Annotated in this window: 14 protein-coding genes and 1 tRNA gene; 10 read left to right on the top strand and 5 right to left on the bottom strand. The window is 66.9% G+C overall.

All coding sequences use genetic code 11. The annotated features are described in order from the left end of the window. Positions 1-2: 2 nt before the first annotated feature. From XaplCFBP3123_RS07930 to XaplCFBP3123_RS07895, 8 genes are all read left to right on the top strand, one after another. Positions 3-614, top strand: a complete 612-nt coding sequence (locus XaplCFBP3123_RS07930; protein WP_104533549.1) for a GNAT family N-acetyltransferase — start codon at positions 3-5, stop codon at positions 612-614. Beyond that, positions 611-1,561, top strand: coding sequence for an N-acetyl-gamma-glutamyl-phosphate reductase (gene argC / locus XaplCFBP3123_RS07925; RefSeq protein WP_104533548.1), 951 nt, complete (start codon positions 611-613; stop codon positions 1,559-1,561). The genes XaplCFBP3123_RS07930 and argC overlap by 4 nt, the downstream gene beginning before the upstream one ends. 122 nt (positions 1,562-1,683) lie before the next feature. Further along, complete coding sequence (locus XaplCFBP3123_RS07920) at positions 1,684-2,979, top strand: argininosuccinate lyase (RefSeq protein WP_104533547.1); 1,296 nt, start codon at positions 1,684-1,686, stop codon at positions 2,977-2,979. Continuing rightward, on the top strand, positions 2,979-3,344 hold the full coding sequence (locus XaplCFBP3123_RS07915; protein ID WP_172453151.1) for a cupin domain-containing protein: 366 nt from the start codon (positions 2,979-2,981) through the stop codon (positions 3,342-3,344). The genes XaplCFBP3123_RS07920 and XaplCFBP3123_RS07915 overlap by 1 nt, the downstream gene beginning before the upstream one ends. Further along, positions 3,344-3,604: a YciI family protein gene (locus XaplCFBP3123_RS07910; RefSeq protein WP_104533546.1), complete on the top strand. Its 261-nt coding sequence runs from the start codon at positions 3,344-3,346 to the stop codon at positions 3,602-3,604. Before XaplCFBP3123_RS07915 ends, XaplCFBP3123_RS07910 begins: the two co-directional genes overlap by 1 nt. A gap of 13 nt (positions 3,605-3,617) precedes the next feature. Next, entirely contained in the window at positions 3,618-4,772 is a 1,155-nt protein-coding gene (gene proB, locus XaplCFBP3123_RS07905) for a glutamate 5-kinase (RefSeq protein WP_104533545.1), read from the top strand. 130 nt (positions 4,773-4,902) lie between these two features. Continuing rightward, positions 4,903-6,147: a glutamate-5-semialdehyde dehydrogenase gene (locus tag XaplCFBP3123_RS07900; protein ID WP_104533544.1), complete on the top strand. Its 1,245-nt coding sequence runs from the start codon at positions 4,903-4,905 to the stop codon at positions 6,145-6,147. A 110-nt stretch (positions 6,148-6,257) separates the two neighbouring features. Further along, entirely contained in the window at positions 6,258-8,171 is a 1,914-nt protein-coding gene (locus XaplCFBP3123_RS07895) for a CocE/NonD family hydrolase (RefSeq protein ID WP_104533543.1), read from the top strand. Here the strand turns inward: XaplCFBP3123_RS07895 and XaplCFBP3123_RS07890 are convergent. From XaplCFBP3123_RS07890 to XaplCFBP3123_RS07870, 5 genes are all read right to left on the bottom strand, one after another. Then, positions 8,152-9,378, bottom strand: coding sequence for a CynX/NimT family MFS transporter (locus tag XaplCFBP3123_RS07890; RefSeq protein ID WP_172453180.1), 1,227 nt, complete (start codon positions 9,376-9,378; stop codon positions 8,152-8,154). The genes XaplCFBP3123_RS07895 and XaplCFBP3123_RS07890 overlap by 20 nt on opposite strands. A gap of 123 nt (positions 9,379-9,501) precedes the next feature. Beyond that, positions 9,502-9,578 (bottom strand) — tRNA-Pro (locus XaplCFBP3123_RS07885). A 60-nt stretch (positions 9,579-9,638) separates the two neighbouring features. Then, complete coding sequence (gene cydX, locus XaplCFBP3123_RS07880; RefSeq protein ID WP_104533541.1) at positions 9,639-9,749, bottom strand: cytochrome bd-I oxidase subunit CydX; 111 nt, start codon at positions 9,747-9,749, stop codon at positions 9,639-9,641. Positions 9,750-9,842: 93 nt separating this feature from the next. Then, a complete protein-coding gene (cydB, locus tag XaplCFBP3123_RS07875; protein WP_104533540.1) occupies positions 9,843-10,994 on the bottom strand; it encodes a cytochrome d ubiquinol oxidase subunit II in 1,152 nt (383 codons plus the stop codon). Between the two features lie 16 nt (positions 10,995-11,010). Then, positions 11,011-12,633 (bottom strand): cytochrome ubiquinol oxidase subunit I, encoded by a 1,623-nt coding sequence (locus XaplCFBP3123_RS07870; RefSeq protein WP_104533810.1) that lies wholly within the window; start codon positions 12,631-12,633, stop codon positions 11,011-11,013. Between the two features lie 130 nt (positions 12,634-12,763). On the opposite strand from XaplCFBP3123_RS07870, the gene cydD reads away from it, so the two are divergent. After that, positions 12,764-14,527: a thiol reductant ABC exporter subunit CydD gene (gene cydD / locus XaplCFBP3123_RS07865; RefSeq protein ID WP_429001618.1), complete on the top strand. Its 1,764-nt coding sequence runs from the start codon at positions 12,764-12,766 to the stop codon at positions 14,525-14,527. Further along, positions 14,524-16,200, top strand: a complete 1,677-nt coding sequence (gene cydC, locus XaplCFBP3123_RS07860; RefSeq protein WP_104533538.1) for a thiol reductant ABC exporter subunit CydC — start codon at positions 14,524-14,526, stop codon at positions 16,198-16,200. Before cydD ends, cydC begins: the two co-directional genes overlap by 4 nt. The last annotated feature ends 4 nt before the right edge of the window (positions 16,201-16,204 follow it).

The following is a 16,204-nucleotide window of genomic DNA, read 5'->3' as shown; positions in this document are numbered from 1 at the left end:
GGATGGCACCCATTCCCTTGCCGCCGCGCTGGCGCGAGTTGCCGACGCTATGCGGGCAACACGCCATGCTGGAACCGCTGCAGGCTGCGCATGCCGATGGTCTGCGTGCCGCATTGGGCGACGGGGCCTTGTCGCGGCTGTGGTACACCGGCGTGCCGGCACCGGCGCAGGTGGACGACTACGTGGGCGCAGCCTTGGCTGCGCAAGCCGATGGGCTGGTGCTGCCTTACGTGGTGCGCGATGCGGCCGGTGGGATCGTCGGCTGCACGCGCTATTACGGGCTGGATGCGACAGTACCCAAGCTGTCGATCGGCTACACCTGGTACGCGCCGCGCGTGCAGCGCAGCGGCGTCAATACCGACACCAAGCGGATGCTGTTGCAACACGCCTTCGAAACGCTGCGCTGCCTGAGCGTGGTATTCGAGACCAGCTGGTTCAATCACACCTCGCGCGCGGCGATTGCGCGGCTCGGTGCAAAACAGGACGGCGTGCTGCGCAATCACACCCGTCACCCTGACGGCACGCCGCGCGATACCGTGGTGTTCTCCATCACCGATACGGAATGGGCCGGGGTCAAACGCCACCTGCAGTTCCGCCTGGAAGCAAACGCATGACTGTTCAAGCAACGACCATCGGCATCGTCGGTGCCCGCGGGCATACCGGATCAGAATTGATCAAGCTGGTGGTGGCACACCCGCATCTGCAGCTGGTCTTCGTGTCCTCGCGCGAACTGGCCGGGCAGCCGGTGGCCGATCACAACGCTGCGTATCGCGGCGAGCTGCGTTACGAGAGCCTGGATGCCGAGGCGGTGGCCGCCAAGGCCGCAGACGTGGTGATCCTGGCATTGCCCAACGGCAAGGCCGAGCCCTTCGTCGCCGTGATCGATGCGGCCAGGCCACAGACGCTGTTGATCGATCTGTCGGCCGATTACCGCTTCGATCCGACCTGGTATTACGGGCTGCCGGAGCTGACGCGCGGTAGCTACGCCGGGCAGCGGCGTATCAGCAACCCGGGTTGCTATGCCACCGCGATGCAGCTGACGATCGCGCCATTGCTCGATCAACTGGCCGGCCCGCCGCAGTGCTTCGGCGTGTCCGGGTATTCCGGTGCGGGCACCACGCCGTCGGACAAGAACAACCCCGAGTTGCTGGCCGATAACCTGATGCCGTATGCGCTGACCAACCACATGCACGAGCGCGAAGTCTCTGCGCAGCTCGGCGTGCCGGTGGAGTTCATGCCGCATGTGGCGCCGCATTTCCGCGGCATCACCATGACCGTCAACCTGTGGCTGCAGCAAGCGCTGACGCGCGAGCAGATCCAGGCGCGCTACACGCAGCGTTACGCCGACGAGCCGCTGATCGAGATCGTCGATGAAGCGCCGTGGGTCAGCCGCATCGCCGGCAAGCATGGCGTGCAGATCGGTGGCGTGACGCTGGCGCCGGGCAACAAGCGGGTGGTGGTGGTGGCCACGCTGGACAACCTGCTCAAGGGCGCGGCGACGCAGGCGATGCAGAATCTCAACCTGGCATTGGGCTGGGACGAATTGACCGCAATTCGTTGATGCGAGTCCCTCGCAAGAGCTCGCACATCCATGTGCGGGGGTTCAAGATGCGAGTCCCTCGCAAAAGCCCGCACATCCATGTGCGGGTGTTTAACTGGACGACTTACTCGAGACGCTTTCCGATGACCAATCTGTTGTGGCAAAAACCCGGCGTGGCGGTGGACGCCAAGATCCAGAGCTTCCTGGCCGGCGACGACGTCATCCTGGACCGCGAGTTCTTCCTGTACGACATCGCCGCCAGCAAGGCGCATGCGCAGGGGCTGCAGCACATCGGCATCCTGTCGCTGCAGGAGCTGGGCGGACTGAGCGAACAGCTCGACCTGCTGGCGGCCGATTTCCGCAGTGGCGCGTTCGTGCTGGACGAGCGCTACGAGGACTGCCATTCGGCGATCGAAGCGCGCCTGACCGAACGGCTGGGCGATGCCGGCCGCAAGATCCACACCGGGCGCAGCCGTAACGACCAGATCCTGGTCGCCACCCGCCTGTGGTTGAAGGACAAGCTGCAACGCGTGGCCGAGCTTGGCGCGGAGATCGCCAAGGTGGCGCTGGACCGTGCGCAGGCAGAAGCCGAGTTGCCGGTGCCGGGCTATACGCATATCCAGCGTGCGGTAGTCTCCTCGGCCGGCATGTGGTGGGCGGGCTGGGCCGAGGCCTTTATCGACAATGCGGTGCGTGCGACCGACACCCTGCGTCTGGTGGACAGCAATCCGCTCGGCACCGCGGCCGGGTACGGCGTCAATCTGCCGCTGGACCGTGCACACACCACAGCCGAGCTGGGTTTTGCACGGCTGCAGGTGTCGCCGATCTATGCACAGCTCTCGCGTGGCAAGTACGAACTGGCCGCGCTCGAAGCCCTCGGCAGCGCAACGCTGGACCTGCGCCGGATTGCCTGGGATCTGTCGTTGTTCACCAGCGGCGAGTTCGCCTTCGTCGCGTTGCCTGCGCAATACACCACCGGCAGCTCGATCATGCCGAACAAGCGCAACCCCGACGTGATCGAACTGATGCGCGCCACCCACGCCAGCGTGGCCGCCGCGCGCACCGAGATCGAGCAGCTGCTGTCGCTGCCGTCGGGCTATCACCGCGACTTGCAGAGCAGCAAGGGCGCGATCGTGCACGGCTTCGGCCGCGGCCTGGCGGCGCTGGAACTGCTGCCGGCCTTGCTGGCCAATCTGGAATGGCGCCCGGACAAACTGCGTGCGGCGATCGATTCGGGCATGTACGCCACCGATGTGGCGGTGGAAGCGGCCGTTGCCGGCGTGCCGTTCCGTGAGGCCTACAAGGCCGCGGCGGAATCGGCCGACACCGCGGGGCAGGGCCGCACGCCGGAAGGCAGCCTGGCCGCACGCGTCTCGCCAGGCGCCGCCGCGGATCTGCAGCTGGACCTCCTGCGTGCCCGTTGGGAGGCGCTGCGCTGATGGCCGTGATCAGTACCGACACTGCAGAACATTATCCCTGGGGCGAGTCCTGCGAGGGCTGGCATCTGCTGCGCGACCCCAACCTGAGCGTGCTGGAAGAGCGCATGCCGCCCGGCGCTGCTGAGCTGCGCCACCGGCACAGCCGCGCACGGCATTTCTTCTACGTGCTGGCCGGTGAGGTGATGCTGCAACTGGATGGCGAGCAGCACGTGCTCGGCATCGGGCAGGGCCTGCATGTGCCGCCTGGCAGCACCCATCAGATGCACAATCTGTCCGAGGTGGAAGCGCGCTTCCTGGTGATCTCCGCACCGCACGGTCGCAGCGAGCGCACACCGGCCGCCGCCGCTGACAAGGGCGCAAGCTGATGGCCACGCGTTATCTGGTGCTGGCGATGCGCAAGCCGGATTTCCCTGCCGATGTGGTGCAGCCGCATCTGGAGTTTCTGCAGGCCTTGCGCGACGCCGGGCAGCTGGAATTGACCGGTGGTTTCAGCGATCGCAGCGGCGGTGCGTACGTGCTGATCAACGTCGCTAGCCTTGCCGCCGCTCAGCAGATCGTCGCGCGCGATCCGCTGGTGCTGCGCGATGCCTCCACGCTGACCGTCCATGAGTGGAACACGCACTGAGCAGGTTGTCGCCATGAGCACGCCCATCGCCACTGCTGCGTCGTTTACCGAGCAAGCGCTGCCGCCGTGGCGACGCGCAGTGCTCAAGGTCGGCAGCAGCCTGCTGGCCGCCGATGGCGGTGGCCTGTCGCCGCGCTTTGCATTGGGGCTGGCGCAATTCGTGTCGGCCAATCTGGCCGCCGGGCGCGAGCTGGTGATCGTGTCGTCGGGCGCGGTGGCGGCCGGGCGGGCGATCCTGCCCAAAGCTGCCGAAGCCGGTGCACCGATCGCCGCGCGCCAGGCGCTGGCTGCGCTGGGGCAGGCGCAGTTGATCGCGCTCTGGCAGCGCTTTTTCGAACGCCCGGTGGCGCAGGTGTTGCTCACCCACGACGACCTGCGTAACCGCCGCCGCTATCTCAACGCACGCGCCACTCTGGGCGAATTATTGCGGCTGGGCGCGCTGCCGGTGATCAACGAAAACGACACCGTGTCGGTGGACGAGCTCAAGCTGGGCGACAACGACAACCTGGCCGCGATCGTCGCCGCCCTGGTCGATGCCGATGCCTTGTTCATCGCCACCGATATCGACGGGCTGTACAGTGCCGACCCGCGCAGCAATCCGCGGGCGCGGCCGCTCGACGAGGTGCCCGAACTCACTGCCGAGGTGCTGGCGATGGCCGGCGGCAGCGGCAGCAGCGTCGGCACCGGCGGCATGCGCACCAAGCTGGAAGCCGCCGTAAAGGCCGGCGCGGCGGGCATCGAAACCTATCTGTTCAATGGCCGCAATGGCGATGTGGTGCGCGCCCTGGCGCAGGATCGCCTGCATGGCACGCGTATCCATGCCGCGCGCACGCGCATCGCCGCCCGCAAATACTGGCTGCGTCACGCCCCGGTGGAAGCGGGCGCGATCCTGATCGATACCGGCGCCGCCACCGCATTGACCGACAAGGGCGCCTCGCTGCTGCCGGGCGGTGTGGCCGGTGCGCAAGGCGACTTCCGGCGTGGCGACATGGTGGAGATCCGCCTGCGCGACGACGCCGGCGAGCGCTGTCTGGCACGCGGCGTCAGCCAGTATTCGGCAGTGGATGTCCGCCGTATCGCCCGCCGCCACTCCCGCGAGATCGAGCCCGTGCTCGGTTACAGCTACGGCGAGAACGTGGTGCATCGCGATGATTTGGTGCTTTTGTAGCGGGGAATTGGGATTCGGGAATGGGGAATCGCAAGAGCGTTTCCAGCCAACTTTCCCGCTGCCGATTCCGTCGCAGTAAAGTGGTGGTGCGCGCTTTTACCATTCCCGATTCCCCACTCCCGATTCCACAATGACCATCAAATCCCTCGCCCTGCAATGCCGTGATGCCGCGCAAGTGCTGTCGCAACTGTCCACATCTGCCAAGCAGGCCTTGCTGGAGGCGATGGCGGCCGCGCTGGAACAGGATGCGGCAGTGATCCTGGCGGCGAATGCGTGCGATCTGCAGGCGGCGCGCGAGAAGGGCGTGGGTACTGCGATGCTGGATCGGCTGGCACTGGACGACAGGCGCCTGGACGGCATCGCCGCAGCCTTGCGCGAGGTTGCGCAGTTGCCCGATCCGGTCGGGCAGGTCACGCGCGAGGACGTCCGCCCCAATGGCATCGTCGTGCAGAAGGTGCGCGTGCCGCTGGGGGTGATCGCGATGATCTACGAAGCGCGACCGAATGTGACCGCCGATGCGGCAGCGCTGTGCATCAAGGCCGGCAATGGCGTGATCCTGCGTGGCGGCTCGGAAGCGATCCATTCCAACACCGCGATTGCGCGCGCCCTGCAGCGCGCCTTGCGCGAGGCCGGCGTGCCGGAAGCGGCATTGACGCTGGTCGAGGATCTGCGCCGCGAGACCATGCTGGAGCTGCTGCAACTCAGCGATATCGTCGATCTGGCGATTCCGCGTGGTGGCGAGGGGCTGATCCGCTTCGTCGCCGAGCACGCGCGCGTGCCGGTGATCAAGCATTACAAGGGCGTGTGCCATCTGTTCGTGGATGCATCGGCGGACGTGGACCTGGCCGTGCGTCTGCTGGTCGATGGCAAGGCCAGCCGGCCGTCGGCCTGCAATGCGCTGGAGACCTTGCTGGTGCATGCCGACATCGCCGCACGCTTTCTGCCGCTGGCCGCGCAAGCCCTGTGCGAGCGCAAGGTGGAACTGCGTGGCGATGCGACAACGCGCGCACTGTTGCCCGATATTGGCGCAGCCAGCGACGAGGATTACGCCGCCGAATTCCTCGATCTGATCCTGGCGATCCGCGTGGTGCCGGATCTGGACACCGCGCTGACACATATCCGCCGGTACGGCTCGGACCACACCGAAGTGATCGCCACCCAGGATGCCGCCAATGCCGAGCACTTCGTGCAATCGCTGCGCTCGGCCGTGGTGATGGTCAACGCCTCCTCGCGCTTCTCCGACGGCGGCGAGCTCGGCCTGGGTGCGGAGATCGGCATCTCCACCACGCGTCTGCATTCCTACGGCCCGATGGGACTTGAAGCGCTCACCGTGGAGCGTTTCGTGGTGCGTGGCGAAGGCCAGGTACGGCACTGATCGGCGAAGCGCAGACCAGCCACCCCGGCAACCACGACCTTTGACACTCCCCCGGCAGGCCGCGCCCTGCCTACAGTCGACGATTGCCCCCGCACGTTCCGGAGTCGTCGATGCGCCGTTTTGCCGCCTGCCTGCTCGCCACCGCCATTGCCGCCGCCGCCGGCAGCGCGCTGGCGCAAACCTCGCCGATGACGCCGGACATCACCGGCAAGCCGTTCGTGGCGAGCGATGCCGCCAACGACTACATCAAGCGCGAAGTGATGATCCCGATGCGCGACGGGGTCAAGCTGCACACGGTGATCGTGCTGCCCAAGGGCGCGCGCAACGCGCCGATGGTGCTGACGCGCACGCCGTACAACGCCAGCGGACGCACCGAGCGCATGGCCTCGCCGCATATGAAGGATCTGCTCGCGCAAGGCGACGACGTGTTCGTGGAAGGCGGTTATATCCGCGTGATCCAGGACGTGCGCGGCAAGTACGGCTCCGAAGGCGATTACGTGATGACCCGGCCGCTGCGCGGTGCGCTCAATCCCAGCGAAGTCGACCATGCCACCGATGCCTGGGACACCATCGACTGGCTGGTGAAAAACGTGAAGGAGTCCAACGGCAAGGTCGGCATGATCGGCTCGTCCTACGAAGGCTTCACCGTGGTGATGGCGTTGACCAACCCGCATCCGGCGCTCAAGGTCGCGGTGCCGGAAAGCCCGATGATCGACGGCTGGATGGGCGACGACTGGTTCAACTATGGGGCGTTCCGCCAGGTCAACTTCGACTATTTCACCGGCCAGCTCATCCAGCGCGGCAAGGGCATCGCCATCGCGCGCCAGGGCCACGACGACTACAGCAACCTGCTGCGCGCCGGCTCGGCGGGCGATTTCGCCAAGGTTGCCGGCCTGGAACAGCTGCCTTGGTGGCACAAGCTCACCGAACACGCCGCCTACGACGCGTTCTGGCAGGAGCAGGCGCTGGACAAGGTGATGGCGCGCACCCCGCTCAAGGTGCCGACCATGTGGTTGCAGGGGCTGTGGGACCAGGAGGACATGTGGGGCGCCATCCATAGCTACGCGGCGATGGAGACGCGCGACCGCAGCAATACGCTCAACTACCTGGTGATGGGGCCGTGGCGGCACAGCCAGGTCAACTACGACGGCAGCGCGCTGGGCGCATTGAATTTCGACGGCGATACCGCGCGCCAATTCCGTCACGACGTACTGCGCCCGTTCTTCGATCAATACCTGGTCGATGGCGCGCCCAAGGCGAGCACGCCGCCGGTGTTCATCTACAACACCGGAGAGAATCACTGGGACCGTCTGCAGGCCTGGCCGCGTAGCTGCGCCAAGGGCTGTGCGTCGAGCAGCAAACCGCTGTACCTGCAGGCCGGCGGCAAGCTGTCGTTCCAGCGGCCGGCGGCAGGCCAGCCGAGTTTCGAGGAGTACGTGGCCGACCCGGCCAAGCCGGTGCCGTTCGTGCCGCGCCCGGTGGACTTCGGCGATCGCAGCATGTGGACCACCTGGCTGGTGCAGGACCAGCGCTTCGTCGACGGCCGCCCGGACGTGCTGAGCTTCGTCACCGAGCCGCTGACCGAACCCTTGCAGATCGCCGGCGCACCTGAAGTGCATCTGCAGGCCTCCACCAGCGGCAGCGACAGCGACTGGGTGGTGAAACTGATCGACGTGTATCCGGACGAGATGGCGTCCAGTCCCAAGATGGGCGGCTACGAGTTGCCGGTATCGCTGGCGATCTTCCGTGGCCGCTATCGCGAGAGTTTCAGCGCGCCCAAGCCACTGGCGTCCAATCAGCCGCTGGCGTTCCAGTTTGGCCTGCCGACTGCCAACCACACCTTCCAGCCGGGGCACCGGGTGATGGTGCAGGTGCAGTCCAGCCTGTTTCCGCTGTACGACCGCAATCCGCAGACCTACGTGGACAACATCTTCTTCGCCAAGCCCGGCGATTATCGAAAGGCCACCCAGCGCGTCTATGTGACCCCGCAGCAGGCCAGCTACATCAGTCTGCCGGTACGCTGACCGCGTGCGCGCCGCGCGGTGGCGGTGCCCAGGCGTCTTCCAGCAACTGCGGGCGGCAGGCCACCCAGGCAGCCGCCAGCTGCACCAGGAGGCAGATCACCAGGAAGACGAACGGCGAGGTCCAGCCGCCGTGGTGCGCGTGCAGCCAGCCGAACAGGAACGGCCCCAGGCAGCTCATCGCATAGCCCATGCCCTGCGAGAAGCCGGACAGCGCCGCCGAGCCGGCCGCGGTGCGGCTGCGCTGATTGACCAGCACCAATGCCAGCGGGAACGTGCTCGGCCCCAGGCCGAGCAGCGTCACCCACAGGATCGGTGCGGCCAATGGCGCCCACCACAGCCCGGCAAACGCGATCAGGTGGCAGGCCGCGCACAGCAGCACGATCGGAAACGGGTTGCGCATGCGCACCGCCAGCGCCGGCATGGTCAAGGCACCGACCATGCCCAGTGCCGCGAACAGCGCCACCATGGTGCCGCCGAACGCGGGCGAGGCGCCGGCTTCGCGCAGCAGCGTCGGCAACCAGGTGAACATCGAATAGGTGATCAGCGAGGTCATGCCGAAGGTCACCGCCATGCTCCAGCCCAGGGCCGTGCGTGCCACGCGGCCTTCGGCTTCGGGCGTGGGCGTGACCGGTGCCGGTCCGGTCGCGCGGAGACGGCGGTGGTTGGTATGCACCATGGCCCAGGCCGCCAATGCCAGCAGTGCCGGCAACACCCACACCACCATCGCGCTGCGCCAGCCCAGCGCATCGGCCACCGGTACCGCCAGCAATGCCGGCAGCAGGGTGCCGACCTGCAGCACGGTGATGTAGAGCGTGCTGACGCCGCCGACGCGATCGCCGAAATAGCGCTTCACCAGCGGCGGCAACACCACGTTGCCCATGCCCATGCCGGCCAGCGCCACCAGCGAACCGATCAAGAGTCCTGCGGTCCCTGGCAGCAGCGGGCGCAACACCAGGCCGAGGCTGGCCAATGCCATCGACAGCAGTGCCGTGCGCAGCAGACCGAAGCGGCGCAGCAAGGCCGGCGTGGCGACACCGGTCAATGCGAATGCAGCCGTCGGCAACATGCCGAGCGCCCCCATGGTGGGCGCGCCGAAGGCGTACTCGTCGGCGATGCGTTCCAGCAGCGGCGTCAACGACGTCACCGCGGTACGCAAGTTGAAGGCGGACAGCAAAATGGCAGCCAGCACCAGGCCGCGACCACGCAACCGGGCGGACGGGGAGGCAGCGGCAATGACAACGGACATGACAGACCATCCGCGCTGCGCACCTGCATGCGCCAGCGCCTGAAAACACAAAACCGGCACGAGGCCGGTTTTGTGTTTTGAAACTGGTCGGGGAGACAGGATTCGAACCTGCGACCTCTACGTCCCGAACGTAGCGCTCTACCAGACTGAGCTACACCCCGAAGGAGCCGCGTATGTTACATAGGGAATGCGAAATCGGCAAGCACCTATCGAAAATAATTTTACTGATGCGGTTGGCCACGCTCCCGCTCGCGTGCTTCGAACCACATGCCGTTGAGCACGGCCGCCAGTGCGGCTAGACCGGTGCCGAGAATCCAGGCGAAATACCACATTGTCGTTCTCCTTGAGGCGTTGAAATACGTGCGACGTTGAAGGCCTGCTGCGAGCGCGACGCAGGTCTGCGTCGCAACGCGCAGCAGGCATGCTCAGTAGGCGTTTGGATTGGCCGAGAGTTCGTCGGCAGTGACCTTGCCCTTGAGCACGCGATAGACCCAGCTCGTATAGGCCAGCACGATCGGCATGAACAGCGTGGTCGCCAGCAGCATGATCCACAACGTCAGGCGGCTGCTGGATGCATCCCACAGTGTCAGGCTTGCGCTCGGTGCGGTGGACGAGGGCAGCAGGAACGGGAACAACGCAAAGCCGACGGTGAAGACGATGCCGACGATGGCGCAACCCGACGCGATGAACGCCAGGCCGCCGCGACGTACACGCAACAGCAGCGCATTCATCGCAAGCCCGACCAGGCCGACCAGCGGTGCGATCAAGGTGGCCGGCATGCTGCTGTAGTTGTGCAGCCAGCCGCCGGCCGCGGTGAGTGCGGCGGTCTTGGCGAGTGGATTGGTCGGCGCATCGGTGGCCAGCACCGAGGTCACTGCATACCCCGGCAGACCCAGCGCCACCCACGCACCGGCGGCCGCAAACAACGCTACCGCGCCGAGCGCGGCGATGCTGCCAAAACGCGCGGCGCGCTCGGCCACCGGTCCGTCGGTCTTGAGGACCAGCATCGCTGCGCCATGCGCCATCAACATCGCCACGCTGAGCAGGCCGGCGAGCAGCGCGAACGGCGTCAGCAGCCCGAACAGGTTGCCGGTGTAGAAGATGCGCATGCTGGCGTCGAAGTGGAACGGCACACCGAGCAGTACATTGCCGACCGCCACGCCCATGATCAGCGCCGGAATGCAGCCGCCGACGAACAACGCCCAGTCCCAGTTGTTGCGCCAGCGCTGATCGACCAGCTTGCCGCGGAACTTGAACCCGACCGGGCGCAGGATCAGTGCGAACAGGATCAGGAACATCGCGAGGTAGAACCCGGAAAAACTCACCGCATACAGCGGCGGGAATGCAGCGAAGATCGCGCCGCCGCCCAGAATCAGCCACACCTGGTTGCCTTCCCAGACCGGGCCGATGGTGTTGATCACCAGTCGGCGTTCGGCATCGTTGCGGGCAACCAGCGGCAGCAAGGTGCTGACGCCCAGATCGAAGCCGCCCATCACCGCGTAACCGGACAGCAATACGCCGAGCAACAGCCACCAGATCACGCGCAATGTGGTGTAGTCGAGCAAGATGAAATCCATGATTGTCTCTCCTGGCTTACGGTGCGCCGCCGGCCAGCGCGCCGGTGCTCAGTGGGGCGTCGGGTGAGGACGCGTGGGGCGAGTCGTTGTGCGGTGCCGGGGTGCGATGCGTCGGTGGAAACAGCGCATCCGGGCCCTTGCGGATCGTCTTCAGCGACAGCTTGATCGCAATCACCAGCAGCGTGGTGTACAGCGCGGTGAAGCCGACCAGGGTCAACACGATTTCGTACAGGTCCAGTCCCGAGGCGGCATAGAAGGTCGGCAATACGCCTTCCACCGCCCACGGCTGGCGGCCGTACTCGGCCACGAACCAGCCGCACTCGATCGCGATCCACGGCAGCGGCAAGGTCCACAGCGCCACCGTCAGGAACCAGCGTTTGTCCTGGAAGTTGTGCTTGCAGGCGAACCAGAATGCGATGGCGAAGAAGGCGATCAGGTAGATGCCGATGGCGGCCATGATGCGGAAGGTCCAGAACAGCGGCAGTACCCGCGGCACCGTGTCCATGGCGGCCTGGGCGATCTGCTGCGGCGTGGCATTGCCGATATCGTCGCGATAGCGCTTGAGCAGCAGGCCGTGGCCCAGATCCTGCCAATGCGCATCGAAGACCTTGCGCGCTTCGGCATCGTCCTTGTTGGCGCGGATGCGTTCCAGCGCGCCATAGGCGATCTGGCCGCCTCGGATGCGGTGTTCGGCACGGCCGACCAGTTCCAGGATGCCGGGGATCGGCTGGTCCAGCGAACGTGTGGCGATCAACCCCATCAGATACGGAATCTTGATCGCGTAGTCGTTGCGATGGGTCTGCTGGTTGGGAATGCCGAACGCGGTGAAGTCGGCCGGCGCGGCTTCGGTTTCCCACATCGCCTCGATCGCCGCCAGCTTCATCTTCTGGTGTTCGTTGGCCGCATAGCCGCTCTCATCGCCCAGCACCACCACCGACAGCGAGGACAACAGGCCGAACGCGGCAGCCACCGCGAACGAACGCCGCGCCATCTCCACATGCTTGCCGCGCAGCAGATAGAACGCGCTGATCGACATCACGAACACCGCACCGAGCACGTAGCCGGCGCTGACGGTATGCACGAACTTGGCCTGCGCCACCGGGTTGAACAGCACCGCCATGAAATCGACCACTTCCATGCGCATGGTGTCCGGGTTGAACACCGCGCCGGTCGGGTTCTGCATCCAGCCGTTGGCGATCAAAATCCACAACGCGGAGAAGTTGCTGCCCAGCGCCACCAGCCAGGTGGTGGCCAGATGCTGCACCTTGCTCAGGCGGTTCCAGCCGAGGAAGAACAGGCCCAGGAAGGTCGCTTCCAGGAAGAACGCCATCAGGCCCTCGATCGCCAGCGGTGCGCCGAAGATGTCGCCGACGTAATGGCTGTAGTACGACCAGTTCATGCCGAACTCGAACTCCATCACGATGCCGGTGCCCACGCCCATGGCGAAGTTGATGCCGAACAGCACGCCCCAGAACATGGTCATGCGCCGCCAGATCTCCTTGCCGGTCATCACATAGACGCTCTCCATGATGCCGAGCAGGAACGACAGGCCCATGGTCAGCGGCGGAAAGATGAAGTGGTACATCGCGGTGACTGCGAACTGCAGCCGCGACAGTTCAACAACTGTCGAGTCGATCATGGCGGGGTGGCCTGGTTGGGTGTCGATGAAGGAATGCAGCCGATCATCTGCGCTTGCCGCGACATGCGCGTTGATCCAAATCAATGCCGTGGCGAGCGGGTGCGGCACAATGCGCAGCCCGGAGCGGGAGGTGGCGCCTTACAATCGCCTGCAACACGATGTCTTCCCAGAGAGCGATGTGAGCCAGCCCAGCGTGCGAGCCAGCGAAACGCCAGCCCAGCGCCGCCAACGCGGCCAATGGCTGGATGCGCTGGCGGCCCCGGCCACGCGTGCGCGGCGCCTGGCCGGCGTGGCGGTGGCGGTGTCTGGCGTGCTGCTGCTGGCGCAGGCGGCGGCGATCGCCTGGTTGCTGCAGGCGGTGCTGGGCCAGCATCTGGCGCTGTCGCAGTTGCGCGACGTGGGCGCGGGGCTGGTCTGTGCGCTGGTGGGGCGCGCGGTGCTCAACGCCTGGGCGCAGTCGCTGACCGGCGAGGTGGCCGATGTGGCCAAGCGCGAGCTGCGTGCCCGCATCGCGCGTCGTCTGGTACAGCACGGGCCGGTGTGGCTGCGTCGGCAACGCAGTGGCGAACTGGGCGAGCTGAGCCTGGCGCACACCGATGCGCTGGAGGGCTACTTCGTCGGCTACCAGCTCGCGCGCACCGAAATGACGCTGGTGCCGCCGCTGATCCTGATCGCAGTGTTTTCGGTCGACTGGGTGGTAGGCCTGGTGTTGCTGCTGACCGCGCCGCTGATCCCGTTCTTCATGATGCTGGTAGGCTGGGGCGCGGAAGCCGCAGGGCGCGAGCAGTTGAGCGAACTGGCTCGGATGGGTGGGCACTTCGCCGATCGCCTCAAAGGCTTGGGGTTGCTGCGCGTGTATGGCCGCGGCGAGGCCGAGTTGAGCGGCATTGCCGCTGCGGCCGAAGGCGTGCGCGAGCGCTCGCTCAAGGTACTGCGTATCGCCTTCCTGTCGTCCACGGTGCTGGAATTCTTCGCCTCGGTGAGCGTGGCGATCGTGGCGCTGTACTTCGGCCTGACCTATCTGGGCATGCTGAATCTGCACGGCTTGCCGACGCTGGGCGTGGGCATGTTCTGCCTGCTGCTGGCGCCGGAATTCTTTGCGCCATTGCGGCGGCTGGCGGCGCATTACCACGACCGCGCCAATGCCCTGGCGGCGGTGGCCGAAGCCGAGCGTCTGCTGGAAGGATTCGAGCCGCCATCGGCAACGGTGCGGGTGCCGGTGCCTCCGTTGCGCGCGATGGAACCTGCCCAGGCGCAGGCCCCGTTACTGCAGGCGCGCGATCTTGCGCTGCGGCCGCCGGGCGCGCCACACAGCGTGGTCGCGCATTTTTCGCTGACGTTGCAGCCGGGGCAACGCGTGGCGGTGATCGGTGCCAGCGGCAGCGGCAAGAGCACCTTGCTCGAGGGCCTGGCCGGCTGGCTTGCGCCGGAGGCGGGCAGCGTGGTGCTGCGTCCGGATGCCCGCATCGGCTATGCCACGCAGCGGCCGTACCTGTTTCACGGCAGCATCTCCGACAACCTGCGCCTGGCCGATCCGCAGGCCGGCCAGGCGCGCCTGCACGCGGTGGCCGATGCCGCGCAGGTGCTGCGCTTTGCCGCGCAGCTGCCCGCGGGCCTGGACACGGAGATCGGCGAACGCGGCTTCGGGCTGTCCGGCGGCGAAGCGCGGCGCGTGGCCCTGGCACGGCTGTTGCTGCGTGAGCCGGACCTGCTGCTGCTGGACGAACCCACCGCCTTTCTCGACCCGGACACCGAAGCGGAGTTGCTGCGCACGCTGGGTGTGTTCGCACGCGGCCGCGCGGTGGTGGTGGCCACGCACAGCGCTGCGGTGATGCGGTGGGCCGACACGGTCATCGACCTGCGCGGCGCCACGGTGGTGTCGGAGCAGCCATGAACACCGCACAGCCCGATCGTCTGCGCACCGTGTTCCGCCGGCATGCCTGGCGCCTGCTGCTGTCGGCCCTGCTGGTGCTGGTCACCATGCTGGCTGGCGTGGGCCTGCTCGGCCTGTCCGGCAGCTTTCTGACCGCCGCCGCCTTGGCCGGTGTCGCGGGCATGGGCACCGGTTTCAATTTCTTCTCGCCCTCGGCCGGCATCCGCGCGCTGACCTTCGCGCGCATCTTTTCGCGCTATGGCGAAAAATTGATCGGCCACGACGCCACGCTGCGCATCGCCCGCGATCTGCGCGTGTGGTTCTTCCGCCGCGCGTTGCCGCTTGCGCCGGGCCGCTTGTCGGCCACGCGCACCGGCGATCTGCTGGCGCGGTTGATGTCCGACATCGGCGAGGTCGATGGCGTGAGCGTGCGCGCGCTGGCACCGCTGAGCGCATTGCTCGGCATCTGGCTTGCCGGTGTGGTGGCAGCGGCGCTGATCCATCCGCCAGCTGGCGTGTTGCTGGTGGTGCTTGGCGTGGTCATCGGTGGTGTGGTGCCGTGGCAGGTGGCGCGCGGCGGTGCGCAGCGCGAACAGCTGCGCGCCCGGCAACGCACGGCCCTGCGCACGCAGGCGTTCGAGGGGCTGGAAGGTGCGGCCGATCTCGCCGCGGTGGATGCACAAGGTGCCTGGCTGCATCAAATCTATGCGGCGGCGGCGGCAGTGGTCGATGGCGATCGCCTGCAGCGCCGCCGGCTGATCGGCGGCAACCTGCTGCATGCGGTCTGCGGCGGTCTCGGCCTGGCCGGCATGCTGTGGCTGGCACTGGACGCGGCCGAACGCGGTTCGATTGCGGCGGACATGGCGGCCGGGCTGGTGTTCCTGACCATGGCGCTGCTGGAAGTCTGGGCCGGCGCCGGGCTCGCGTTGCAGGCGCTGCAGAGCGCACGCGTTGCAGCCAGGCGCCTGCAGTCCATCGTCGATCAGGCGCCGTCGGTGCTCGATCCCCTGCAGCCGGTGGAGGTGCCACGCAGCGGCACGCTGCAGCTGGATCAGGTCGGCTTCGCGTGGCCGGGCAGTGCACGTCCGGTGCTGCAGGCGCTCGATCTGACGCTGGCACCCGGCGAACGCATCGCCATCAGCGGCGACAGCGGCAGCGGCAAGAGCACCTTGTCCGCATTGTTGCTGCGGCTGTGGGACCCGCAGGCCGGGCAGGTGACCTACGCCGGTATCGACCTGCGCCACGTGGCGCAGACGCACTGGCATCGCCGCATCGCCTGGCTGCCGCAGAATGCCCCGGTGTTTGCCGGAACAGTGCGCGATAACCTGCTCATCGGCGATGCCGGCGCAAGCGAGACGGCCATGTGGAGCGTGCTGGACCAGGTGCGTCTGCGCGCCTGGGCCACCGCGCAGAACGGCCTGGACACCCGGGTCGGCGAAAACGGCGCCACGCTCTCGGCCGGCCAGGCGCGCCGGCTGGCGCTGGCACGTGCATTGCTGCGCGACGCAGCGATCCTGTTGCTGGACGAACCCACCGACGGCCTGGATGTGGATACCGCGCACGCCTTGCTGCTGGATCTATCGGCCGCGCTGGGCGAACGCAGCCTGGTGATGATCACCCACGACAGCGTGCCCGATGGCGTGGTGCAGCGGCGCTATCGCATGCGCGCGGGTGTGTTGGAACCGTTGCGCTGATACA

Source organism: Xanthomonas arboricola pv. populi, from assembly GCF_002939945.1.
Classification (GTDB): Bacteria; Pseudomonadota; Gammaproteobacteria; order Xanthomonadales; family Xanthomonadaceae; genus Xanthomonas; species Xanthomonas arboricola_A.
The sequence above is the reverse complement of the archived record's forward strand: the minus strand, read 5'-3'. Positions and strand labels throughout refer to the sequence as shown.